22 protein-coding genes and 1 tRNA gene are annotated in these 22,599 nt (G+C 42.2%); 20 read left to right on the top strand and 3 right to left on the bottom strand.

From position 1 onward, the window contains the following. Window positions 1–9: 9 nt before the first annotated feature. The 11 genes from ADI74_RS06040 (at window position 10) to ADI74_RS05995 (ending at window position 8,795) form a co-directional block, all read left to right on the top strand. Window positions 10–750, top strand: coding sequence for a TrmH family RNA methyltransferase (locus tag ADI74_RS06040; RefSeq protein WP_049537756.1), 741 nt, complete (start codon window positions 10–12; stop codon window positions 748–750). Between the two features lie 54 nt (window positions 751–804). After that, window positions 805–1,488 carry a Bax inhibitor-1/YccA family protein gene (locus tag ADI74_RS06035; protein ID WP_049537754.1) on the top strand — a complete coding sequence of 228 codons (684 nt, stop codon included), beginning with the start codon at window positions 805–807 and terminating at the stop codon, window positions 1,486–1,488. Between the two features lie 108 nt (window positions 1,489–1,596). Next, the gene (asnA, locus tag ADI74_RS06030) at window positions 1,597–2,589 is read left to right on the top strand and encodes an aspartate--ammonia ligase (RefSeq protein ID WP_049537752.1); all 993 of its coding nucleotides are present in this window, start codon (window positions 1,597–1,599) and stop codon (window positions 2,587–2,589) included. A gap of 64 nt (window positions 2,590–2,653) precedes the next feature. Further along, on the top strand, window positions 2,654–3,193 hold the full coding sequence (rsmD, locus tag ADI74_RS06025) for a 16S rRNA (guanine(966)-N(2))-methyltransferase RsmD (protein ID WP_049537749.1): 540 nt from the start codon (window positions 2,654–2,656) through the stop codon (window positions 3,191–3,193). Then, a complete protein-coding gene (gene coaD / locus ADI74_RS06020) occupies window positions 3,183–3,671 on the top strand; it encodes a pantetheine-phosphate adenylyltransferase (protein WP_049537748.1) in 489 nt (162 codons plus the stop codon). The genes rsmD and coaD overlap by 11 nt, the downstream gene beginning before the upstream one ends. Next, window positions 3,655–4,692: a SepM family pheromone-processing serine protease gene (locus ADI74_RS06015; RefSeq protein ID WP_049537747.1), complete on the top strand. Its 1,038-nt coding sequence runs from the start codon at window positions 3,655–3,657 to the stop codon at window positions 4,690–4,692. Before coaD ends, ADI74_RS06015 begins: the two co-directional genes overlap by 17 nt. A 55-nt stretch (window positions 4,693–4,747) precedes the next feature. Further along, entirely contained in the window at window positions 4,748–4,978 is a 231-nt protein-coding gene (locus tag ADI74_RS10835; protein WP_080980365.1) for a DUF1146 family protein, read from the top strand. A 23-nt stretch (window positions 4,979–5,001) separates the two neighbouring features. Beyond that, window positions 5,002–6,285 carry a UDP-N-acetylglucosamine 1-carboxyvinyltransferase gene (gene murA, locus ADI74_RS06010; protein ID WP_049537746.1) on the top strand — a complete coding sequence of 428 codons (1,284 nt, stop codon included), beginning with the start codon at window positions 5,002–5,004 and terminating at the stop codon, window positions 6,283–6,285. Next, the gene (locus ADI74_RS06005) at window positions 6,272–6,466 is read left to right on the top strand and encodes a DNA-directed RNA polymerase subunit beta (RefSeq protein ID WP_049537744.1); all 195 of its coding nucleotides are present in this window, start codon (window positions 6,272–6,274) and stop codon (window positions 6,464–6,466) included. The genes murA and ADI74_RS06005 overlap by 14 nt, the downstream gene beginning before the upstream one ends. A gap of 40 nt (window positions 6,467–6,506) precedes the next feature. Then, entirely contained in the window at window positions 6,507–7,331 is an 825-nt protein-coding gene (locus tag ADI74_RS06000; protein WP_049537742.1) for a DNA/RNA non-specific endonuclease, read from the top strand. A 132-nt stretch (window positions 7,332–7,463) separates the two neighbouring features. Next, a complete protein-coding gene (locus ADI74_RS05995; protein ID WP_049537739.1) occupies window positions 7,464–8,795 on the top strand; it encodes a hemolysin family protein in 1,332 nt (443 codons plus the stop codon). An 80-nt stretch (window positions 8,796–8,875) separates the two neighbouring features. Here the strand turns inward: ADI74_RS05995 and ADI74_RS05990 are convergent. Continuing rightward, window positions 8,876–8,946, bottom strand: a tRNA-Cys gene (locus ADI74_RS05990). Window positions 8,947–9,253: 307 nt separating this feature from the next. Between ADI74_RS05990 and ADI74_RS05985 the strand changes: the two genes are divergently transcribed. The 5 genes from ADI74_RS05985 to ADI74_RS05965 all read left to right on the top strand — a co-directional run bounded on the left by ADI74_RS05985 (window position 9,254) and on the right by ADI74_RS05965 (window position 15,738). Further along, the gene (locus tag ADI74_RS05985; protein WP_049537738.1) at window positions 9,254–11,233 is read left to right on the top strand and encodes a peptide ABC transporter substrate-binding protein; all 1,980 of its coding nucleotides are present in this window, start codon (window positions 9,254–9,256) and stop codon (window positions 11,231–11,233) included. Between the two features lie 66 nt (window positions 11,234–11,299). Continuing rightward, entirely contained in the window at window positions 11,300–12,796 is a 1,497-nt protein-coding gene (locus ADI74_RS05980) for an ABC transporter permease (protein ID WP_049537735.1), read from the top strand. After that, window positions 12,796–13,722, top strand: a complete 927-nt coding sequence (oppC, locus tag ADI74_RS05975) for an oligopeptide ABC transporter permease OppC (RefSeq protein ID WP_033629311.1) — start codon at window positions 12,796–12,798, stop codon at window positions 13,720–13,722. The genes ADI74_RS05980 and oppC overlap by 1 nt, the downstream gene beginning before the upstream one ends. Before the next feature lie 8 nt (window positions 13,723–13,730). Further along, complete coding sequence (locus ADI74_RS05970; protein WP_049537733.1) at window positions 13,731–14,798, top strand: ABC transporter ATP-binding protein; 1,068 nt, start codon at window positions 13,731–13,733, stop codon at window positions 14,796–14,798. 10 nt (window positions 14,799–14,808) lie between these two features. Next, entirely contained in the window at window positions 14,809–15,738 is a 930-nt protein-coding gene (locus ADI74_RS05965) for an ATP-binding cassette domain-containing protein (RefSeq protein WP_049537731.1), read from the top strand. Window positions 15,739–15,826: 88 nt separating this feature from the next. Here ADI74_RS05965 and ADI74_RS05960 read toward each other — a convergent pair whose 3' ends face one another. Together ADI74_RS05960 and trkA are read right to left on the bottom strand one after the other, a co-directional pair. After that, window positions 15,827–17,266, bottom strand: a complete 1,440-nt coding sequence (locus tag ADI74_RS05960) for a TrkH family potassium uptake protein (RefSeq protein WP_049537730.1) — start codon at window positions 17,264–17,266, stop codon at window positions 15,827–15,829. A 3-nt stretch (window positions 17,267–17,269) separates the two neighbouring features. After that, on the bottom strand, window positions 17,270–18,616 hold the full coding sequence (gene trkA / locus ADI74_RS05955; RefSeq protein WP_000706819.1) for a Trk system potassium transporter TrkA: 1,347 nt from the start codon (window positions 18,614–18,616) through the stop codon (window positions 17,270–17,272). A gap of 400 nt (window positions 18,617–19,016) precedes the next feature. Between trkA and ADI74_RS05950 the strand changes: the two genes are divergently transcribed. The 4 genes from ADI74_RS05950 (at window position 19,017) to pheS (ending at window position 22,574) form a co-directional block, all read left to right on the top strand. Next, complete coding sequence (locus ADI74_RS05950; RefSeq protein WP_049537728.1) at window positions 19,017–19,520, top strand: tRNA (cytidine(34)-2'-O)-methyltransferase; 504 nt, start codon at window positions 19,017–19,019, stop codon at window positions 19,518–19,520. Window positions 19,521–20,051: 531 nt separating this feature from the next. After that, a complete protein-coding gene (locus ADI74_RS05945) occupies window positions 20,052–20,615 on the top strand; it encodes an ECF transporter S component (protein WP_049537726.1) in 564 nt (187 codons plus the stop codon). Further along, entirely contained in the window at window positions 20,605–21,255 is a 651-nt protein-coding gene (locus tag ADI74_RS05940) for a phosphatase PAP2 family protein (protein ID WP_049537724.1), read from the top strand. Before ADI74_RS05945 ends, ADI74_RS05940 begins: the two co-directional genes overlap by 11 nt. A 272-nt stretch (window positions 21,256–21,527) precedes the next feature. Then, the gene (gene pheS / locus ADI74_RS05935) at window positions 21,528–22,574 is read left to right on the top strand and encodes a phenylalanine--tRNA ligase subunit alpha (protein WP_049537723.1); all 1,047 of its coding nucleotides are present in this window, start codon (window positions 21,528–21,530) and stop codon (window positions 22,572–22,574) included. Window positions 22,575–22,599: the final 25 nt, after the last annotated feature.

The raw sequence follows: 22,599 nt of genomic DNA, 5'->3' as shown, positions 1-22,599 counted from the left end.
AATGTTTCTATGACTATTATAACCTCAAAAGCCAATTCAGTGGTAAAAAATGCCAAGAAATTGCATCAAAAAAAATATCGAAAGTCTGCCTATTTGATTGAAGGTTGGCATTTATTCGAAGAAGCTGTTCAAGCTGGGGTGACGATTGAAAAGATCTTTGCCCTAGAAAGTTACCGAGTTCAGCTAGCTGCCTTTCCTCAAACTGTCTGGGTTTCAGAGGAGATTTTGCGGGACTTAGCAGATACGCAAACTCCTCAAGGCATTGTCGCAGTTCTTCTAAAAGAAGAAGTGGGACCGCCTGATTTTAGTCAGGGTAAGTTTCTATTCTTAGAAGACGTCCAAGATCCTGGTAATGTGGGTACCATGATTCGGACTGCGGATGCTGCAGGTTTTACAGGGGTCATTGTTTCAGACAAGTCAGCAGATATCTACAGTCTTAAGACCCTGCGTTCCATGCAAGGAAGTCATTTTCACTTGCCCATCTATCGTATGTCTCTTGCTTCCTTTATAGAAGAGACTAAGAAGACTGCTATGCCCATTCTAGCAACGACCTTATCCAAAGAATCCAAGGACTATCGTGAGCTTTCTCCCTTAGAAAACTTTGCTTTAGTCATGGGAAATGAAGGACAGGGGATTAGTTCTGTTATGGCTGAGAGTGCTGATCAGCTGGTTCACATTGGCATGAAAGGTAAGGCAGAGAGTCTCAATGTTGCCATTGCCGCAGGCATATTGATGTTTTATTTCAGCTAATTTATAAAATCTTTGTTATAATCAAGACATATTTATAGAAAAAGGAGAATCGGAATGAATCAAACAATTATTCAAGAACGTTCAGGTCTCAATCAATTTTACGCTAAGGTTTATGCCTTTGTAGGACTTGGAATTGGTCTATCAGCTCTAGTGTCAGCTTTGATGTTGACAGTCTTCCAAGCTCAATTGACTTACTTTTTAATGCATGGGCGTCTCTGGCTGATGATTGCAACTTTTGCAGAACTTGGTTTAGTCTTTGTTGCAAGTAGCATGGCTGCAAAAAATAGCCCAGCAGCTCTGCCAGTATTTCTAGTATACTCCCTACTGAATGGCTTCACCCTTAGCTTTGTCGTAGCCTTCTATACGCCGGGAACAGTTTTATCAGCCTTTGTATCTAGTGCTCTTCTTTTCTTTGTCATGGCGGCAATCGGGATTTTCACTAAGAAAGATTTGAGTGGGATGGGTCGAGCTTTGATGGCGGCGCTTGTCGGGTTAATTATTGCCATGGTTGTGAATCTATTTCTAGCCAATAGCTTCTTTGACTACATGATTAGTGTAGCCATGGTCTTGGTCTTCTCAGGATTGATTGCTTGGGATAACCAAAGAATTCGTCTTGCTTATGAAAGATCACGAGGAAAAGTAGCGACAGGCTGGGTTATTTCAATGGCACTCAGCATTTACCTAGACTTTATCAACCTCTTCCTTAGCATCTTACGAATTTTTGGTCGAAACGATTAAAAATCTATAGAGTCAGTGTTCCAAAGAGCACTGACTTTTTCTTATTTACCCTTTTCTTTTCTGAAAAATAGGAGTATAATGCTAGTAATTATGTTTTTAGGAGTATTTATGAAGAAAAGTTTTATTCATCAGCAAGAAGAAATTTCTTTTGTTAAAAATACCTTTACCCAGTATTTGAAAGATAAACTAGAAGTCGTTGAAGTTCAGGGACCTATCTTGAGTAAGGTCGGCGATGGGATGCAGGATAACCTTTCAGGTGTTGAAAATCCAGTATCTGTGAAGGTCTTGCAAATCCCGAATGAAACCTATGAGGTCGTTCATTCACTTGCTAAATGGAAACGCCACACCTTGGCTCGTTTTGGTTTCGGTGATGGGGAAGGTTTGTTTGTCCACATGAAGGCTCTTCGCCCAGATGAAGATTCGCTAGATGCGACCCACTCTGTTTATGTAGACCAGTGGGACTGGGAAAAAGTGATTCCAAATGGGAAACGCAATATCGCTTATCTTAAAGAAACAGTTGAAAAGATTTACAAGGCTATTCGTCTGACAGAGCTAGCCGTAGAAGCCCGCTATGATATCGAATCGATCTTGCCAAAACAAATCACCTTTATCCATACAGAAGAGTTGGTAGAACGTTACCCAGACTTGACACCAAAAGAGCGTGAAAATGCGATCTGTAAAGAGTTCGGTGCGGTCTTCTTGATTGGTATTGGTGGAGAGTTACCAGATGGAAAACCGCATGATGGCCGTGCGCCTGACTACGATGACTGGACCACAGAGTCTGAGAATGGCTACAAGGGGCTAAATGGAGATATTCTGGTTTGGAATGAATCTCTTGGTTGCGCTTTTGAACTTTCTTCAATGGGGATTCGGGTAGATGAGGACACGCTTCGTCGCCAAGTGGCTCTTACAGGGGACGAAGATCGTCTGGAGTTGGAATGGCATAAGGCCTTGCTAAACGGTCTTTTCCCACTGACAATCGGTGGAGGGATTGGACAGTCTCGGATGGCCATGTTCCTTCTTCGTAAGAAACACATCGGAGAGGTTCAGACTAGTGTTTGGCCGCAAGAAGTCCGCGACACTTATGAAAATATCTTGTAGGAAATCGAACCGAAAGGTTCGGTTTTCTTTCTCTTTTTGCCTATAATTTGGTATAATAAACGGTATGAAAATCGTATCAGGAATCTACGGAGGGCGTCCCCTCAAGACGCTAGAAGGCAAGACGACGAGGCCGACATCAGATAAGGTGCGTGGAGCTATCTTTAACATGATAGGTCCCTATTTTGAGGGCGGTCGTGTCTTGGATCTCTATGCTGGCAGTGGTGGTCTGTCTATTGAAGCTGTGTCAAGAGGGATGTCCCATGCTGTCTTAGTGGAACGGGATCGAAAGGCACAAGCTATCGTCGCTGCAAATATCCAAATGACCAAGGAAGTTTCCAAATTTCAGCTCTTAAAGATGGAGGCTGAACGGGCCTTGGAGCAAGTGAATGGTCCCTTTGACCTGGTCTTTTTAGACCCTCCCTATGCCAAGGAACAAATCGTTGCAGATATCGAAAAAATGGCAGAAAGAAACCTATTTTCCGAAGAAATCATGGTTGTCTGCGAAACCGATAAGTCTGTAGAACTTCCAGAAGAAATCGCCTGCTTAGGCATCTGGAAGGAAAAAATATATGGGATTAGTAAGGTGACAGTCTATGTCAGATAAAATTGGATTATTTACCGGTTCATTTGATCCGATGACAAATGGACATCTGGATATCATTGAACGTGCCAGCAAACTCTTTGATAAGCTCTATGTCGGGGTGTTCTACAATCCCCACAAACAAGGCTTTCTCCCCGTTGAAAATCGCAAACGAGCAGTTGAAAAAGCCGTAGCACATTTAGGTAATGTAAAGGTGCTGGCTTCTCATGATGAATTGGTAGTCGAAGTTGCAAGGAGACTGGGAGCCAAAACCCTTGTCCGTGGCTTGCGAAATGCTACAGACTTGCAATATGAGGCTAGTTTTGACTACTACAATCATCAACTGGCTCCAGAAATCGAAACCATTTACCTATATAGTCGCCCAGAGCATCTTTATATTAGCTCTTCGGCCGTGAGAGAACTTCTGAAGTTTGGTCAGGAAATTCAGCAATATGTCCCAAACAGTGTTGTGGAGGAATTAGAACATGAAGAAAAAAACTAGATGGCCCTTATATGTCATCCTAGCACTAGTATTGACTTTTTTAGCCTTTGTAGTACCTTTACCTTACTACATAGAAGTTCCAGGTGGAGCGGAAGATATTCGTCGCGTTTTGAAAGTCAATGAAACAGAAGACACAGAAGCAGGAGCTTACCAGTTTGTAACAGTCGGCATTCGACACGCAACCCTGTCGCATCTTGTCTATGCTTGGTTAACACCTTTCACGGATATTAGAAGTGCCAAGGAGACAACGGGTGGCTCTACGGATGCGGAGTTTATGCGGATCAATCAGTTCTACATGCAAACTTCTCAAAATATGGCCAAGTATCAAGGACTGAAGACGGCTGGTAAGGATATCGAACTCAAGTATCTGGGAGTTTATGTCTTAACCGTGACGGATAATTCAACTTTTAAGGGTATTCTGAACATTGCGGATACCGTGACAGCTGTTAATGACAAGACCTTTGATAGTTCAAAGGACTTGGTTGATTATGTCAACTCTCAAAAACTAGGAGATCCAGTCAAGGTAACCTACGAAGAAGACGGAAGAGTCAAGACTGCTGAAGGTAAAATTATCACTCTCGAAAACGGGAAAAACGGGATTGGGATTGGCTTGATTGACCGTACGGAAGTGACAAGTGATGTTCCCATTCGCTTCTCCACAGCTGGTATCGGCGGTCCAAGTGCAGGTCTCATGTTTAGTCTAGCTATCTACACCCAGATAGCAGATCCAGGTCTTCGTAATGGCCGCATCGTTGCGGGAACGGGAACTATTGATCGGGACGGAAATGTTGGCGACATTGGTGGAATTGACAAAAAAGTAGTTGCAGCCTCTCGTCAGGGAGCCAACGTCTTTTTTGCTCCTGATAATCCAGTCACCGAGGAAGCAAAAAAAGCAGATCCCAATGCGAAAAGCAACTATGGAACAGCCCTAGAAGCTGCCAAAACGATCAAGACAGAGATGAAAATCGTTCCCGTTAAAACCTTGCAGGATGCGATTAATTATCTTAAAAGCAACCCCTAATTCGTAGAAAAATCGAAAACTAGCGCGCAAGCGGATAAGATGGTATAATGGTCAAATGGTTCAATTATTATTCACTCTAAGTAGTCATATACTCTTTATTTATTTGAGTTTTTACCTTTTGAAGGATCTTGTGAGATGGGAAAAGGTTTTAAAAGCGACCGCTACTAACACAAAAAAGGTTCGTTTGTTGGTAGGCTTCTTTAGTATTGTAATGGGCTACATATTGAGTTCATTCTTTATCAGTTTATATCAATTGTGGCAAGAAGCACTTAGAGGATTATTATAAAATCAAAAGTAAAGGAAACAACTATGGAAAAAATTGTGGTTCAAGGCGGTGATAATCGTCTGGTCGGGAGTGTGACAATCGAGGGAGCAAAGAATGCCGTCTTGCCCTTGTTGGCAGCGACTATTCTAGCAAGCAAGGGTAAGACAGTCTTGCAGAACGTCCCGATCTTGTCAGATGTTTTCACCATGAATCAAGTAGTTCGTGGTCTGAATGCCAAGGTTGACTTTGATGAGGAAGCTCATCTTGTCGAAGTCGATGCGACTGGTGACATCACAGAGGAGGCTCCTTACAAGTATGTCAGTAAGATGCGTGCATCGATCGTTGTCTTGGGACCAATCCTTGCTCGTGTAGGACATGCCAAGGTATCCATGCCAGGTGGTTGCACCATTGGGAGTCGTCCAATCGATCTCCACCTCAAGGGCTTGGAAGCTATGGGAGCTAAGATTAGCCAGACAGCTGGTTACATCGAAGCCAAGGCAGAACGCTTGCATGGTGCTCATATCTATATGGACTTCCCTAGTGTTGGCGCGACACAAAACCTGATGATGGCAGCGACGTTAGCTGACGGTGTGACAGTGATTGAAAATGCTGCGCGTGAGCCGGAAATTGTTGACCTTGCTATCCTTCTTAATGAAATGGGAGCCAAGGTCAAGGGAGCTGGTACTGAAACAATTACAGTAACTGGTGTCGAGGAACTCCATGGAACAACTCATAATGTGGTACAGGACCGTATCGAAGCTGGAACCTTTATGGTGGCGGCAGCCATGACTGGCGGTGATGTCCTCATTCGAGATGCAGTCTGGGAGCATAATCGTCCCTTGATTGCTAAACTCCTTGAAATGGGAGTAGAGGTAACAGAGGAGTCGGAAGGCATTCGTGTCCGTTCTCAACTGGAAAATCTTAAAGCTGTTCATGTAAAAACCTTGCCACATCCAGGATTCCCGACAGATATGCAGGCTCAATTTACAGCCTTAATGACTGTCGCAAAAGGGGAATCCACCATGGTGGAAACGGTGTTTGAGAATCGGTTCCAACATCTGGAGGAAATGCGTCGGATGGGCTTGCATTCAGAGATTATCCGTGACACAGCTCGTATTGTTGGGGGACAGGCTTTGCAAGGGGCAGAAGTTTTATCAACGGACCTTCGCGCTAGTGCGGCTTTAATTTTGACAGGTTTGGTGGCGCAAGGAGAAACAGTTGTCGGTAAATTAGTCCACCTTGATAGAGGTTACTACCGCTTCCATGAGAAGTTGGCTCAGCTAGGAGCGAAGATTCAGCGAATCGAGGCAAATGATGAAGAAGAATAAAAACTTACGCTATGTACTCCGTCGTTTACTGTTGATTTTTATCGTACTATTGCTAGGCTTTCTGGCTTTAGGAATCGGCTTGATGATTGGCTACGGGATTCTAGGAAAGGGACAGGATCCATGGGCGATTTTGTCTCCAGCGAAATGGCAAGAATTGATTAGTAAATTTACAGGAAATTAGGCTGGGAGACCAGTCTTTTTCTAGAGATATAAGGAGAGATATGGACAAGAAAACAAGACAGGCTCTGATAGGGCTACTCATATTCTTACTATTATCTGCTGGTAGTTATTACATTAAGCAGATGCAGTCAGCGCCAAACACCCCTAAAACTAAGGTTAGCCAGAAAAGACAAGCTTCAGAAGCTCCTAGTCAGGAGTTGGCAGAAAGTGTCTTAACTGAGTCGATCAAGAATCAAATAAAAGGTGGTCTAGAATGGAATGGGGCAGGTGCCTTTGTCGTAAATGGCAATAAAACCAATCTAGATGCCAAAGTTTCTAGCAAACCCTACGCGGATAATAAAACAAAACCAGTCGGGAAAGAGACAGTTCCAACGGTTGCCAATGCTCTCTTATCCAAAGCGACTCGACAGTATAAAAATCGTGAAGAAACAGGCAATGGCTCAACCTCATGGACGCCACCAGGATGGCATCAGGTCAAGAATCTAAAGGGAGCCTATACACATGCAGTCGATAGGGGGCACCTGCTGGGCTATGCCTTGATAGGTGGTTTGGATGGTTTTGATGCCTCTACCAGCAATCCCAAGAACATTGCAGTTCAGACAGCTTGGGCCAACCAGGCTCAGGCTGAAGATTCGACAGGGCAGAACTACTATGAGAGTCTGGTTAGGAAAGCCTTAGACCAGAATAAGAGAGTCCGTTATCGGGTAACTCTCCACTATGCTACAAATGAGGATTTGGTTCCATCCGCTTCACAAATTGAAGCCAAGTCTTCGGATGGCGAATTGGAATTCAACGTCCTGATTCCAAATGTTCAAAAGGGTATCCAACTCGATTACCGAACAGGTCAGGTCACGGTGACAAACTAGAAAAAAAGGAATAAAAATTGCTCCCTTGTCCGTCATTGATAAGGGAGCGATTGTATAAATTAGAAAATAATGTGATTCCTAGACCGATTTATGATATAATGGAACACAAGATACTATTTTAGGAGAAAGACCATGGAAGACCCGAGCAGTCAGGATTTGTTACTGCAATTTGTACTTTTAGTTGTATTGACCTTTTTAAATGCCTTTTTCTCAGCTACAGAAATGGCTATGGTGTCACTAAATCGTGCCCGAGTAGAGCAAAAAGCAGAAGAAGGCGATAAACGCTATATCCGTTTGCTAAAGGTACTTGAAAACCCTAATCACTTTTTATCAACCATTCAAGTCGGTATCACCTTGATCACAATCTTGTCAGGGGCAAAATTGGCAGCTACACTTGGACAAGTAATTGCCTCTTGGATGGGGAATGGAGAAACAGCTTATGCCATTGCAAGTTTCCTCTCTTTGGCATTCTTGACCTACATCTCTATTGTTTTTGGTGAACTCTATCCTAAACGGATTGCCCTCAATCTCAAAGATGCCTTAGCTATCCGCTCTGTTCCGATTATTATTGGACTTGGGAAGATTGTCAGTCCCTTTGTCTGGTTGTTATCTGCTTCAACCAACCTCTTGAGTCGTTTAACACCAATGACCTTTGATGATGCGGATGAAAAAATGACTCGAGATGAAATTGAGTACATGTTGACCAAGAGTGAGGAAACCTTGGATGCAGACGAAATCGAGATGTTACAAGGGATTTTCTCTCTAGATGAACTGATGGCAAGAGAAGTCATGGTTCCTCGGACAGATGCCTTTATGGTGGATATTCAGGATGATAGTCAAACCATTATCCAAAGTATTTTAAAACAAAACTTTTCCCGTATCCCAGTTTATGATGGGGATAAGGACAATGTGATTGGAATTATTCACACCAAGAGTCTTCTTAAGGCGGCTTTTGTGGATGGTTTTGACAATATTGTTTGGAAGAGGATCTTACAAGATCCACTCTTTGTCCCGGAAACCATTTTTGTGGATGACTTGCTAAAAGAACTGCGAAACACCCAGAGACAGATGGCTATTTTGCTCGATGAATATGGTGGTATGGCTGGTTTGGTCACACTGGAAGACCTGCTGGAGGAGATTGTCGGAGAAATCGACGACGAGACAGACCGAGCAGAAATTGAGGTTCACCCAATTGGGGACGATACCTATATCGTTCAAGGGACGATGACACTCAATGACTTCAATGCCTATTTTAATGTTGAATTGGAAAGTGATGACGTTGATACCATCGCAGGCTACTATCTAACTGGAGTAGGAACCATTCCAACAACTGAAAAAATCAGTTTTGAGTTGGTTAGCCAAAACAAACAAATCAAACTCACCAACGACAAGGTGAAAAACGGACGTGTCACTAAGGTAAAAGTTCAAATCACTGAAATAGAAAATGAAGAAGAAACAGAATAAAAGAGCTTGAGTCACCATCAGGTGATCAAGCTCCCATTTATAAGAAAAAAGACTCACGGGGAGTCTTTTGGTTTACTATAAGGCGGTAGACGGATTTGAACCGACGATCAAGCTTTTGCAGAGCCGTGCCTTACCACTTGGCTATACCGCCTCAACGTTTATTATTATACCTTGAAAATGATTCTACGTCAATAGTTTCTTAAACGAAAATCCAATTTAGGAAACTTTCCCTTTTTATGACAGGCTTTAAAACCAAGAGAGAAAGTCTGGGAATCAGTCTTCACAGGCTGTAAAATTGCCATCTAATCACCTAGATAGCAAACAAAGAATAGAAAAATTTGACAAATGAAAGTTTTTTGAGGGTATACGCCTAAATATTCTGAAAATTCGTTTACTTTTTAGATAATATATGATATAATTGACAATAAGCCTAAATTTTTCAAAGAGGAGTTAACAATATGAAAAAAAGTAGAGTATTTGTCGCAGCAGGAATTGCCCTATTAGCAACTGGCGTTTTAGCTGCTTGTGGTTCTTCAAAATCATCTGATTCAACAGCGCCAAAAAATTATGGTTATGTTTATTCAGCTGACCCAGAAACATTGGATTACCTCATTTCAGGGAAACAAAGTACCAAAATTGCCACTTCAAATGGTATCGATGGTCTCTTTACAAATGATAAATATGGGAATTTGACTCCTGCAGTTGCAGAAGACTGGTCAGTCTCAAAAGATGGGTTGACTTATACCTACAAGATTCGTAAAGGTGTCAAATGGATGACATCAGATGGCGAAGAGTATGCTGAAGTGAAAGCGAAAGACTTCGTAAATGGCTTGAAACACGCAGCTGATAACAAGTCAGAAGCACTTTATCTAGCAGAAAATTCTGTTAAAGGTTTGTCTGATTATTTGGCTGGAAATTCAAAAGACTTTTCTTCAGTAGGTGTGAAGGCAGTTGATGATTATACTCTTGAGTATACTTTGAACCAACCAGAACCATACTGGAACTCTAAGATGGCCTACGCAATCTTCTGGCCATTGAACGAAGAATTTGAAAAATCAAAAGGATCTGACTTTGCTAAAGCGACTGACCCTACATCATTGCTTTACAATGGACCATTCTTGCTGAAAGGTTTGACTGCTAAGTCATCTATCGAGTTCGCTAAGAATGAAAACTACTGGGACAAAGATAATGTTCATATTGATAAAGTAACACTTGCATACTATGATGGTTCAGACCAAGAGTCAATTGAACGTAACTTTACAAGTGGAGCTTATAGCTATGCCCGTCTTTACCCAACAAGTTCAAACTACTCTAAAGTAGAAGAAACCTACAAGGAAAATATCTTCTACACCCCATCAGGACCTGGTATTGGTGGTTTGGGTGTGAATATTGACCGCCAAGGTTACAAATACACTTCTAAGACAACTGACGAAGAGAAGACTTCTACTAAGAAAGCCCTCCTTAACAAGGATTTCCGTCAAGCCTTGAACTTTGCCTTTGACCGTACGTCTTACTCAGCTCAAGTAAATGGTAAAGAAGGTGCTCCTCGTGCCGTTCGTAACCTCTTTGTAAAACCTGACTTTGTCTCTGCAGGTGAAAAAACTTTCGGTGACTTGGTAACTGAAAAGATGGCTGCTTACGGTGATGAGTGGAAGAATGTAAACTTTGCGGATGGTCAAGATGGTCTTTTCAATGCTGATAAAGCCAAAGCCGAATTTGCCAAAGCCAAAACAGCATTGGAAGCAGAAGGTGTAAAATTCCCTATCCATTTGGATGTTCCAGTAGACCAAACAGCTAAAAACTATATCGCACGTATTCAATCCTTCAAACAATCCGTTGAAACAGTGCTTGGAGAAGACAATGTAGTCATCGATATCCAACAAGTTTCTAAAGATGAGTTTACTAATATTACCTACTATGCGGCGAATGCAGCAGCAGAAGACTGGGATCTCTCAGGTGCCGTTGGATGGAACCCTGACTATGAAGATCCATCAACTTACCTTGACATCTTGAAGACAACGAATGCTGAACAAACAAAAACATACATGGGTTACGAAGGTGCAGATAATGCTGCAGCAGCTCAAGTTGGTTTGAAAGAATACGATAAGCTAGTTGATGAAGCTGCTAAAGAAACAAGCGACTTGAATGTTCGTTATGAAAAATACGCTGCTGCTCAAGCTTGGTTGACAGATAGCTCACTCATCTTGCCAGCTATGTCATCAACTGGTGCTGCACCATCCATTTCTCGTGTTGTACCATTCTCCGCATCATACAGCCAATCTGGAGATAAGGGATCAGACGTATACTTCAAGTATGTAGAGTTGCAAGACAAGGTTGTAACTAAAGCTGACTATGAACAAGCTCGTGAGAAATGGCTCAAAGAGAAAAAAGAATCAAACGAAAAAGTTCAAAAAGAATTGGCTAATCACGTTAAATAAATAACTCTCAAGAGAACTTTCTCTCCATGAGGAGAAGGTTCTTTTGGGATTTTAAAAGGAAACGATATGAAAAAATATATTTTTATGCGTGTATTGCGTTCATTGTTGTCTATTTTCTTGGTGACAACCTTGACCTACACAATTATCTATACGATGGTTCCTCGGAAATTGATTTTCAAGCAGGATACCAACTATAACAAGATTGCAACGACGCCAGATAAACGAGACAATTATGAAAATACCGTTTATGAGCGGATGGGCTATATCGAGTACTACGATACCAAAGAGTTGCAAGAAAGAGCGAGCACAATGGACTCATCTGTAACAGTAGATGCCAATGATACCAATAAGGCAATCTACGAAAAATACATCAACCAACTAGGAAATGGTTGGACACTCGGTGTGTTCTCAGAAAGTGGTCAATTCTATGCTACGCGTGAAATTCCGATTTTTGAACGTGTTTTCAAATTCTATGCCAACTTGATTGATATTGATCATCCAAACAAGATTCAGGACCCTGAAAATCCAAACTTGGAACGCTATCTTCGTTTTGAAAACGATCCTGCTATCGGTTGGTCATTGGTTGGTTCAGGTACAAAACATAAGTATCTTTTGTATTTCAATAACCAATTCCCATTTGTACACCAAAACTTTGTGAACGTTAACTTAGGTGATTCTTACCCAACTTATGCAAACACACCAGTGCTTCAAGTTATCACACAAGGTCAGGGACAAACTAAGACAGCAGAAGTTCAATTCCCTACAGGTAAAAAGACTTCATCTGTAGATATCTACTCTCGTACCTACAAATCTCCAAGTCAAGCAGACGCACGTGAGGTGGCAAACTATGGTAAGGACGATCCTTACACGGCTACAGAAAGCAATTACCAATATCCATCTATGATTGCAAGTTCAGCTGTTGCTGGTTTGATTGGTTTGATTATCTCGTATGCTATCGCTATTCCACTTGGCTCTGCTATGGCTCGCCACAAGAATACTTGGATTGACAGCTTCTCGACAGGTGCTCTGACCTTCTTGCTTGCCCTCCCAACGATTGCCTTGGTATATATTGTGCGCTTGATTGGATCATCTATCGGTCTGCCAGACTCATTCCCTATCTTGGGGGCTGGAGATTGGCGTTCTTATGTTCTGCCAGCAGTTATTTTAGGTCTATTGGGTGCTCCAAGTACGGCTATCTGGATTCGTCGTTACATGATCGACTTGCAATCTCAAGACTTCGTACGTTTTGCTCGGGCCAAAGGTTTGTCTGAAAAAGAAATTTCAAATAAACACATCTTTAAAAATGCCATGGTTCCTTTGGTTTCAGGTATTCCTGGTGCCGTAATCGGAGTTATTGGTGGTGCAACATTGACAGAAACAGTCTTCGCCTTCCCAGGTATGGGTAAAATGTTGATTGACTCTGTTAAGGCATCCAACAACTCAATGGTAGTTGGTCTCGTCTTCATCTTCACATGTATTTCTATCTTCTCACTCTTTGTAGGAGATATCTGGATGACCATGCTTGACCCACGTATTAAATTGACAGAGAAAGGAGGCAAATAATGTCAACAATCGGAAAAGAAAAATTTCAGTTCGTAAAACGTGACGATTTTGCCTCTGAAACAATTGACGCCCCTGCCTATTCATACTGGGGTTCTGTATTTAGACAATTTCTAAAGAAAAAATCAACAGTCATTATGTTGGGGATTTTGGTTGCCATTATCTTGATGAGTTTTATTTACCCAATGTTCTCAAACTTTGACTTCAACGATGTAAGTAAGGTCAATGACTTTTCTGCTCGTTTTATCAAACCCAATGCTGAACATTGGTTTGGTACAGATAGTAATGGTAAATCCTTGTTTGACGGGGTTTGGTTTGGTGCGCGTAACTCTATCCTCATCTCTGTAATTGCAACTTTTATCAACCTTGTAATTGGGGTTATTGTTGGTGGAATCTGGGGAATTTCAAAATCTGTTGACCGCGTCATGATGGAAGTTTATAACATTATTTCAAACATTCCATCTCTCTTGATTGTCATTGTCTTGACTTACTCAATCGGTGCTGGTTTCTGGAATCTGATTTTTGCCATGAGTGTGACAACTTGGATTGGGATTGCTTATATGATTCGTATCCAAATCATGCGTTACCGTGACTTGGAATACAACCTTGCTTCCCAAACACTTGGAACACCAACCTTTAAAATCATCGTTAAAAATATCATGCCACAATTGGTATCCGTTATTGTTTCTACGATGACCTTGATGTTGCCAAGCTTCATCTCTTATGAAGCCTTCCTTTCCTTCTTTGGATTGGGATTGCCTGTAACAGTGCCAAGTCTGGGACGCTTGATCTCAGATTACTCACAAAACGTTACGACCAACGCTTACTTGTTCTGGATTCCATTGACAACCTTGATCTTGGTGTCTCTTTCTCTCTTCGTTGTTGGTCAAAATCTAGCGGATGCTAGTGATCCACGTACACATAGATAGGAGTAGACATGATAAAAGGAAAAGATGTAATTTTGACTGCTCGCGATATTGTCGTGGAATTTGACGTTCGTGACAAAGTTCTGACAGCTATCCGAGGAGTTTCTTTGGACCTGATTGAAGGGGAAGTTCTTGCCCTGGTAGGTGAATCAGGTTCTGGTAAATCTGTATTAACAAAAACCTTTACAGGGATGTTAGAAGACAATGGACGTATTGCCCAAGGAAGTATCGACTATCGTGGACAAGACTTGACAGCTCTTACTTCTAACAAGGAATGGGAGAAGATTCGTGGTGCTAAAATTGCGACCATCTTCCAAGACCCCATGACAAGTTTGGACCCAATTAATACAATCGGTAGCCAAATCACTGAAGTTATCGTTAAACACCAAGGGAAAACAGCTAAGGAAGCCAAAGAGATGGCAATCGACTATATGAACAAGGTCGGAATTCCAGATGCTGAAAAACGTTTTGAAGAGTATCCTTTCCAATATTCTGGAGGGATGCGCCAACGTATCGTTATTGCGATTGCCCTTGCCTGTCGTCCAGATATCTTGATCTGTGACGAGCCAACAACGGCTCTTGATGTAACCATTCAAGCGCAAATCATTGATTTGCTTAAAACCTTGCAAAATGAGTACCACTTTACCATTATCTTTATCACCCATGACCTTGGTGTGGTAGCAAGTATTGCGGATAAGGTAGCAGTTATGTATGCTGGTGAAATTGTAGAATACGGAACTGTTGAGGAAGTCTTCTATGATCCACGTCATCCATATACTTGGAGTCTCTTGTCTAGCTTGCCACAGCTTGCTGATGATAAAGGGGAATTGTACTCTATCCCAGGAACACCACCGTCTCTTTATTCTGAGTTGAAAGGTGATGCCTTTGCCCTTCGTTCAGATTATGCGATGCAAATTGACTTTGAACAGAAAGCACCTCAGTTTTCAGTCACTGATACTCACTGGGCTAAGACTTGGTTGCTCCATGAGAATGCTCCTAAAGTTGAAAAACCTGGGGTTATTGCAGATTTGCATGACAAGATTCGTGATAAAATGGGCTTTGCTCATCTAGAAGACTAGGAGGAAGGAAATGTCTGAAAAATTAGTAGAAATTAAAGATTTAGAAATTTCCTTCGGTGAAGGAAGTAAGAAGTTTGTCGCGGTTAAAAACGCCAACTTCTTTATCAACAAGGGAGAAACTTTCTCTCTTGTAGGTGAGTCTGGTAGTGGGAAAACAACGATTGGTCGTGCCATTATTGGTTTAAATAATACCAGTAAAGGAGAGATTATCTTTGATGGCCAGAAAATTAATGGGAAAAAATCTCATAAGGAATCCTCAGACTTGATTCGTCGTATCCAGATGATTTTCCAGGACCCTGCAGCCAGCTTGAATGAGCGTGCGACAGTTGACTATATCATCTCTGAAGGTCTTTACAACTACCACTTGTTCAAAGACGAAGAAGATCGAAAAGAAAAAGTTCAAAAGATGATTCATGAAGTTGGACTTTTGAAAGAACACTTGACCCGTTATCCACACGAGTTTTCTGGTGGTCAACGTCAGCGTATCGGGATTGCCCGTGCCCTTGTGATGGAGCCTGATTTCGTTATTGCGGATGAGCCAATCTCTGCCTTGGACGTATCTGTTCGTGCGCAAGTTTTGAACTTGCTCAAGAAGTTCCAAAAAGAGTTGGGCTTGACTTATCTCTTTATCGCGCATGACTTGTCAGTTGTTCGCTTTATCTCAGATCGTATCGCGGTTATCTATAAGGGAGTTATCGTCGAAGTGGCGGAGACAAAGGAGTTGTTTAACAATCCTGTCCACCCATATACTCAGGCGCTTCTATCTGCGGTACCGATTCCAGATCCAATCTTGGAACGCAAGAAAGTCTTGAAAGTTTACGATCCTGACCAACATGACTATGAGACAGACAAGCCATCTATGGTGGAAATCCGTCCAGGTCACTATGTTTGGGCCAATCAAGCAGAACTTGCTCGTTACAAGAAAGCTCTTAAAAAATAATTAGATTCGGAGAGGACCAAAAGGTCTTCTCATTTTTAATAGAAAAAATCCCCTTTTACTTGCTTGTAAAAGGGGGATTGTACTGTAATTAGCGTTTAGACCAGGTACGTTTCATAAAGAGTAGCAAAATCGGGTAAATCTCTAAGCGACCTGCAATCATTGCAAAAGAGAGCAGGATTTTAGAGATGGGACTGAAGATGGCAAAGCTAGATGTTGTACCTAGAATTGGTCCGATATTGTTAAAACAGCTGAAGACCGCACTGGTCACGACTAGAAAATCATTGCTGTCTAGGCTGATGATGAAGATGAGCGACAATAAAATCATAGCATAGATCACAAAATACTTAAGAATCTTGTGCTGGGTATCCTTATCAATCACTGTTTTATTGACATGCAGAGTCAAGACACGGTGAGGGGATAGGATAGACAAAATCTGATTTTTTGCGATTTTTGAGAGAATGAGTCCTCTGATCACTTTGAGCCCACCAGCAGTTGAGCCAGCTGAGCCACCGATTCCCATGAGGAAGAGGAGGATAAATTGGGAGAAGAGGGGCCAGTTGGTAATATCTCCGTAACCAAAACCTGTTGTCGTGATGATATTGGATACTTGGAAGAGAGCCATCTCAAAACTCTTAGAGACACCTTGGTAAAGGTGGAGGGTGTTGAGGGTAATCAAGCCTGTAGACACTAGGACAATAATCACATAAGCCCGCAGTTCTTCATCTCCAAAGAAGGCCTTGACCCGACGGAGCATGAGGTAGTAGTAGAGATTAAAGTTAACCCCAAAAACCAGAACTCCGATACTAACTAGATAGGTGATGAGTGAGCTACCATAGTGGGCAATTCCATCGTTGTAGACGGTGAATCCTCCTGTACCAGCTGTTCCCATAGCGATGACAAAACTATCATAGAGAGGCATGCCTGCTAGGTAGTAGATAACCACAAAAAGGGAGAAGAGAGCCAGATAAAGCAGATAGAGGATCTGAGCAGTGTTTTTTAGCTTGGATACGACCTTACCAAAGACAGGTCCAGGGACCTCAGCCTTCATCACCTCCAAGTGGCTATTCTTGGCATTGTCCATAATGGCAAGTGCAAAGACGAGTACTCCCATCCCTCCGATCAAGTGGGTGAAACTTCTCCAGAAGAGGAGGGAACGAGTGAGAACGGAAACATCTGTTAGGATAGTAGCACCAGTCGTTGTAAAACCAGAGCTAATCTCGAAAAATGCATCGATGATGCTGGGAATTTGTCCTGAAAAGACAAAGGGTAAGCCACCAAAGAAAGACCAGAGAATCCAACAGAGGGCAACGATTAAGACTCCCTCCTTGGCGTAAATCCGTTGATTTTTAGGTTTCCGTAAAACACCTAGACCACCAAGAAGGACTAAAATTCCAATCGTAGAAAAGAGAGCGATAAATACTTGACTGGATTCTTGGTAATAGATCGCTACACTAACAGGGACTAGGAGAAGAACAGCCTCAATCAAGAGAAGTTTTGAGAGGAGGTAACGAATCATACTTTTATTCATTTTTTACCTCTCAATCAAATCATAAATTTTGGTGATGTTTGGTAGCAGGGTGGTTACCAGTAATTGGTCTCCGACCTCCAGCGTATCCTCTCCGGTCGGGAAGATTGTTTTTCCTTTCCGAATAATGGCTGCGATGAGAATACCCTTCTTCAATTTCAGATGAGAAAGAGGCTTGGCAGTCATTTTATTAGCTTCCTTGATATGGAATTGTAGGGTTTCAATCTGGCCGTTTGCAAGATGGTGCATGGCTTGAAGGTCTGAGTATTGGGCATTAACACGACCTCGGATAAAGTGCATAATGGTATCCACTGCGATGATTTTTGGGGTGATGATACTTGAAAAATCAGGTGCATGGATAATTTCTAGGAGACTGGTCCGGTTGACTTTGGTGATGTTTTTCTGGACGCCAACACGGTCAAGGAACATGGAGGTGATAATGTTTTCTTCGTCCACCCCAGTTAAGGTTGCGACCGCATCGTAGTGAGGAGCACTTTCTTCTAGTAAGATATCTTTGGCTGTCCCATCTCCCTGAACGATATAGAGATTTGGGAATTTTTCACTAAAGAAACGGGCTCTTTCAGGATTGATTTCGATAACCTTGGTGTCAATTCGGCTGTCTTTCAAGATACCGACGAGATAGTAGGCAATTTTTCCTGCTCCGATAATCAGAAAGCTCTTAACAGTCCGAGCTTTAAAATGATTGTGCAGGCGCATCATATCGACCCGATTTCCTGTAACAAAGATGCGATCCTTATCTTGAAGGGTCATTTCACCACCTGGAATGATCAACTCATGATTGCGCTCCAAAGCACACACAATCACATCAAATTTTTTCCGAAATTCTGAAATGGGCATTTGGCAAAGACCGCTAGCATCTTTGACAACAAACTCCATCAAGCTAACTCGACCTCCAGCGAAACGTTCGACTGAAAGGGCACTTGGGAAGTCGACAATATTCCCAATAGCACGGGCAGCTAGAAGCTCAGGATTGACAATGAGAGAAAATCCAAGAATGTTTTTTTCCTTAAAATAGGAGTTGGAGTACTCTGGATTTCGAACCCGAACGATGGTTTCTTTAGCGCCCATTTTTTTGGCAAGAACTGCTGAAATCATGTTCACTTCATCGTGTTCGGTTAGTGCGATAAAGATATCACACTCTTGAACACCGGCTTGCTCTAAGATAGTAAAGTCGGCACCATTTCCAAGGAGGCCCATAATGTCAAAGCGACTGACAATATGGTTCAGTACAGCTTCATTTTGCTCGATGAGGACAACATCATGGTTTTCCGCAACTAGTGAACGACAGAGGGCAAAACCAACTTTCCCTCCACCAACAAGGACAATTTTCATATAAAAACCTACTTTTTCATGATGTAACTATCATACCCTTTTTTAACAAAAAATGCACTTGCCAAGCCGATTTTTGCGGGAAGAAAGAACTTTTTCACGTTTTTGAAGATAAATATGCTTATCTTCTATAAAAATGTCTCTCGGATGAAGTGATTTCACTCTCTTAATAAGGCTATTCTGAAAGTGAATGTCCGAGTATGAAAATATCATTAAAAAAAGTAAAAAATTCAAGTCGTTTCTATTGACATTGGTTCTGAAAGTGTTATACTAAGAAAGTAGTTTCGCTGATTTACTTCAAACCTGTTGTGAGGTAAGTTAACGACGCCTTAACCACGCTGTTTGCTGAGCTTGACTCCGGGCAGTGTGGCTATTTTTTTGCAATGATAAAAGGAAGCCAATTATGACAAATCACATTGTTTTATTTGAACCTCAGATTCCACAAAATACTGGCAATATTGCGCGTACTTGCGCCGCGACCAATTCTCCCCTCCACATCATCAAACCGATGGGTTTCCCCATTGATGACCGGAAGATGAAGCGAGCAGGTTTGGATTATTGGGATAAGTTAGAGATTCATTTTTATGATAACTTGGCAGACTTTATGTCTCAGATGAAAGGACAAGTCTATCTGATTTCGAAATTTGCTGAGAAAGTGTATTCTGAGGTGGATTTATCGACTGACGAAGACCAGTATTTTCTCTTCGGACGTGAGGATAAGGGATTGCCAGAGGACTTTATGCGTGAACATCCAGAGAAAGCTCTCCGTATTCCTATGAATGATGAGCATGTTCGTAGCCTCAATGTGTCTAATACCGTCTGTATGATTGTCTATGAAGCCCTTCGTCAACAACATTTTGCTGGTTTAGAACTCGTTCACACCTATGAAGCGGATAAATTGAAATAAACAAAATGCTTGCACTTGCAAGCGTTTTTTGTTATGATTAAAGGGTCTTCAGGGCTGGGTGTAATTCCCGACCGGCGGTGACTTTAATACTCTTCGAAAATCCAATTCAAACCACGTCAGCTTCGCCTTTCCGTACTCAAGTACAGCCTGCGGCTAGCTTCCTAGTTTGTTCTTTGATTTTCATTGAGTATCATTAGGAAAAATTTTTCCTTTAAAACTTTGTTGACAAGTTTTGCCTAACTGTAAGTTATGCCTACAGCTTGTCGCCTAGTCTAAAAGAAAAACATCTATTTCCTTCCCTTAAAGAAGTCCGCGAGCGCAAGCTGATGTGGTGCGATTCCACAACCGACAGTATAGTCTGGATGGGAGAAGACGAAAGAATAGCTTTGTCTGTTCGGATGAGTTTATAGATAAATTGCAACCGCTTGCTCAAAAGAGTGAGGGGGAACTTTTGGGATATAAAAAGTGAGAATAGATAGAGGGATCCTTTCCAACTTCTTCTGATTTTATAGAAAATTGGAGGAACCTGTTATGACAAACACACGTCGACTTTCGACCATTGCGATTTTATCAGCCATTTCATTTGTGCTGATGTACTTTGACTTTCCGCTCTTACCAGCGGCGACCTTCCTCAAGATCGAGTTTAGTATCTTGCCAGTCCTTGTGGGCTTGGTGGTCATGGACTTGCCTGCTGCTCTCGGGATTCTCTTGCTGCGATCACTCTTGAAGTTGCTTCTCAATAGCCAGGGAGTGAATACTTACATTGGCTTGCCAATGAATATCGTAGCCTTGGGAGTTTTTGTTATCGCTTTTGGTTTGATTTGGAAAAAGGAACGCAGCACCCTTCGTTTCCTACTAGCATCTCTAGCGGGAACTGTCGGCTTGACTGCCGCTATGTTGGTTCTCAACTATGTCTATGCTGTTCCTTTGTACGCGAAGTTTGCCAACTTTGATATTGGAAAAATTATGGGACTTTCCAACTACCTAATGACTATGGTATTACCTTTTAACTTGATTGAAGGTATCATCTTTGCCGTTTCATTCTGGTTGTTATACGTCCTCTTGAAACCAACCTTAAAACATTATGAGAGATAAACAAACATTTTTAATGAAGGGCAGTTTTGCCCTTTTACTTTTCGTCCTTCTTGGCTATATGGTCAAGTTTTACCCCGAAATGCTGGTCGGTTTTGATCAACCGATTCAGACTGCTCTTCGTGGGGACTTGCCAGATTATTTGACAGATTTGTTCCGTGCCCTTACGCATTTGATTGATATCCCAGTGATTATCACCTGGGTTGCCATCGCAACCTTGATCTTTTATCGTAAGCAGTGGAAGATAGAAAGCTACTTCATGGCGGGCAATCTAGCCTTAGCCGGTCTTTTGATTGTGACCTTTAAAAATATTTACCAGCGCCCACGACCAGCTATCTTACACTTGGTAGAGGAGAAGGGATTTTCCTTCCCAAGCGGGCATTCTCTGGCTGTAACCTTGATGGTAGGCACTCTGATTGTCATCCTCAGCCAACGAATGAAAGATTCAGTCTGGAGAAAAATCGTGCAAATCGTGCTAGGTCTCTACCTAGTAAGTGTACTGGTGTCAAGGGTCTATCTGGGAGTTCACTATCCATCAGACGTCCTTGCCAGTCTCTGTGTGGGCTTGGGAGTCTTGTTTATCGAATTTCCCTTCTATGACAAGCTTCGATTCCAATGGCGATTTAAAGGTAAACAGAAGTGAGATAGGTCTTGCAAGAATGGTAAAAATCTGATAAACTAAGTAGTAATTGAATAGGAATCCGCAAGACTAGTAACTCAAGGGAAGTATATCAGGGAGGAGAGCCGTGACTGCAAGCTCTCTATATGAAAGCTGGGTGAATTCACTTGCGCATGGATTTAGAAATGAAGGTCTGACTTGTCAGATGAAAACGGATGGTACCGCGTGTCAACGCTCCGAGTGGAGTTTTTGCATGTGGTTTTCTTTTTATCTTATGAGAGACTGATGGAGGAATTATGTCAACTATTGAAGAACAATTAAAAGCGCTTCGCGAAGAAACGCTGGCTAGCTTGAAGCAGATTACTGCTGAAAATGAAAAGGAGATGCAAGACTTGCGTGTCTCTGTCCTAGGTAAAAAAGGTTCGCTTACCGAAATTCTTAAAGGGATGAAGGATGTCTCTGCTGAGATGCGTCCAATCATCGGAAAACACGTCAATGAAGCTCGTGATGTCTTGACAGCTGCCTTCGAAGAAACGGCAAAGCTCTTGGAAGAAAAGAAAGTTGAAGCACAACTTGCCAGTGAGAGTATCGATGTAACCCTTCCAGGTCGTCCAGTTGCGACTGGTCACCGTCACGTTCTCACACAAACCAGTGAGGAAATCGAAGATATTTTCATCGGTATGGGTTACCAAGTCGTGGATGGTTTTGAAGTTGAAAAAGACTACTACAACTTTGAGCGGATGAACCTTCCAAAAGACCACCCAGCCCGTGATATGCAGGACACTTTCTATATCACAGAAGAAATCTTACTCCGTACCCACACGTCTCCAGTTCAGGCGCGTGCTATGGATGCTCATGATTTTTCAAAAGGTCCTTTGAAAATGATCTCACCAGGGCGTGTTTTCCGTCGTGATACAGACGATGCGACCCACAGTCACCAATTCCACCAAATCGAAGGCTTGGTTGTTGGGAAAAACATTTCTATGGCGGATCTTCAAGGAACGCTTCAACTGATCGTTCAAAAAATGTTTGGGGAAGAGCGTCAGATCCGTCTGCGTCCATCTTACTTCCCATTCACAGAGCCATCTGTTGAGGTGGATGTTTCCTGCTTCAAGTGTGGCGGAGACGGCTGTAACGTATGTAAGAAAACAGGTTGGATCGAAATCATGGGTGCCGGTATGGTTCACCCACGTGTCCTTGAGATGAGTGGTATTGATGCAACGGTTTACTCTGGTTTTGCCTTTGGTCTTGGTCAAGAGCGTGTAGCAATGCTCCGTTACGGAATCAACGATATCCGTGGATTCTACCAAGGGGATGTCCGCTTCTCAGAACAGTTTAAATAAGATTGAAACCTGAAACACAGTCCTA

The sequence above is a fragment of the Streptococcus pseudopneumoniae genome, from assembly GCF_001074565.1.
Classification (GTDB): Bacteria; Bacillota; Bacilli; order Lactobacillales; family Streptococcaceae; genus Streptococcus; species Streptococcus pseudopneumoniae_J.
This window is presented reverse-complemented; position numbering and strand designations above follow the sequence as displayed.

Excerpts from the sequence above, each read along its gene's own strand:
- ADI74_RS05995 (WP_049537739.1), top strand. The coding sequence starts at position 7,464 with ATGGAAGACCCGAGCAGTCAGGATTTGTTACTGCAATTTGTACTTTTA.
- ADI74_RS10835 (WP_080980365.1), top strand. The coding sequence starts at position 4,748 with ATGGTTCAATTATTATTCACTCTAAGTAGTCATATACTCTTTATTTAT.
- trkA (WP_000706819.1), bottom strand. The coding sequence starts at position 18,616 with ATGAAAATTGTCCTTGTTGGTGGAGGGAAAGTTGGTTTTGCCCTCTGT.
- ADI74_RS05980 (WP_049537735.1), top strand. The coding sequence starts at position 11,300 with ATGAAAAAATATATTTTTATGCGTGTATTGCGTTCATTGTTGTCTATT.
- ADI74_RS05950 (WP_049537728.1), top strand. The coding sequence starts at position 19,017 with ATGACAAATCACATTGTTTTATTTGAACCTCAGATTCCACAAAATACT.
- asnA (WP_049537752.1), top strand. The coding sequence starts at position 1,597 with ATGAAGAAAAGTTTTATTCATCAGCAAGAAGAAATTTCTTTTGTTAAA.
- ADI74_RS06040 (WP_049537756.1), top strand. The coding sequence starts at position 10 with ATGACTATTATAACCTCAAAAGCCAATTCAGTGGTAAAAAATGCCAAG.
- ADI74_RS05965 (WP_049537731.1), top strand. The coding sequence starts at position 14,809 with ATGTCTGAAAAATTAGTAGAAATTAAAGATTTAGAAATTTCCTTCGGT.
- ADI74_RS05960 (WP_049537730.1), bottom strand. The coding sequence starts at position 17,266 with ATGAATAAAAGTATGATTCGTTACCTCCTCTCAAAACTTCTCTTGATT.
- ADI74_RS05985 (WP_049537738.1), top strand. The coding sequence starts at position 9,254 with ATGAAAAAAAGTAGAGTATTTGTCGCAGCAGGAATTGCCCTATTAGCA.
- oppC (WP_033629311.1), top strand. The coding sequence starts at position 12,796 with ATGTCAACAATCGGAAAAGAAAAATTTCAGTTCGTAAAACGTGACGAT.
- rsmD (WP_049537749.1), top strand. The coding sequence starts at position 2,654 with ATGAAAATCGTATCAGGAATCTACGGAGGGCGTCCCCTCAAGACGCTA.
- pheS (WP_049537723.1), top strand. The coding sequence starts at position 21,528 with ATGTCAACTATTGAAGAACAATTAAAAGCGCTTCGCGAAGAAACGCTG.
- ADI74_RS06005 (WP_049537744.1), top strand. The coding sequence starts at position 6,272 with ATGAAGAAGAATAAAAACTTACGCTATGTACTCCGTCGTTTACTGTTG.
- ADI74_RS06035 (WP_049537754.1), top strand. The coding sequence starts at position 805 with ATGAATCAAACAATTATTCAAGAACGTTCAGGTCTCAATCAATTTTAC.
- coaD (WP_049537748.1), top strand. The coding sequence starts at position 3,183 with ATGTCAGATAAAATTGGATTATTTACCGGTTCATTTGATCCGATGACA.
- murA (WP_049537746.1), top strand. The coding sequence starts at position 5,002 with ATGGAAAAAATTGTGGTTCAAGGCGGTGATAATCGTCTGGTCGGGAGT.
- ADI74_RS05940 (WP_049537724.1), top strand. The coding sequence starts at position 20,605 with ATGAGAGATAAACAAACATTTTTAATGAAGGGCAGTTTTGCCCTTTTA.
- ADI74_RS06000 (WP_049537742.1), top strand. The coding sequence starts at position 6,507 with ATGGACAAGAAAACAAGACAGGCTCTGATAGGGCTACTCATATTCTTA.
- ADI74_RS06015 (WP_049537747.1), top strand. The coding sequence starts at position 3,655 with ATGAAGAAAAAAACTAGATGGCCCTTATATGTCATCCTAGCACTAGTA.
- ADI74_RS05945 (WP_049537726.1), top strand. The coding sequence starts at position 20,052 with ATGACAAACACACGTCGACTTTCGACCATTGCGATTTTATCAGCCATT.
- ADI74_RS05970 (WP_049537733.1), top strand. The coding sequence starts at position 13,731 with ATGATAAAAGGAAAAGATGTAATTTTGACTGCTCGCGATATTGTCGTG.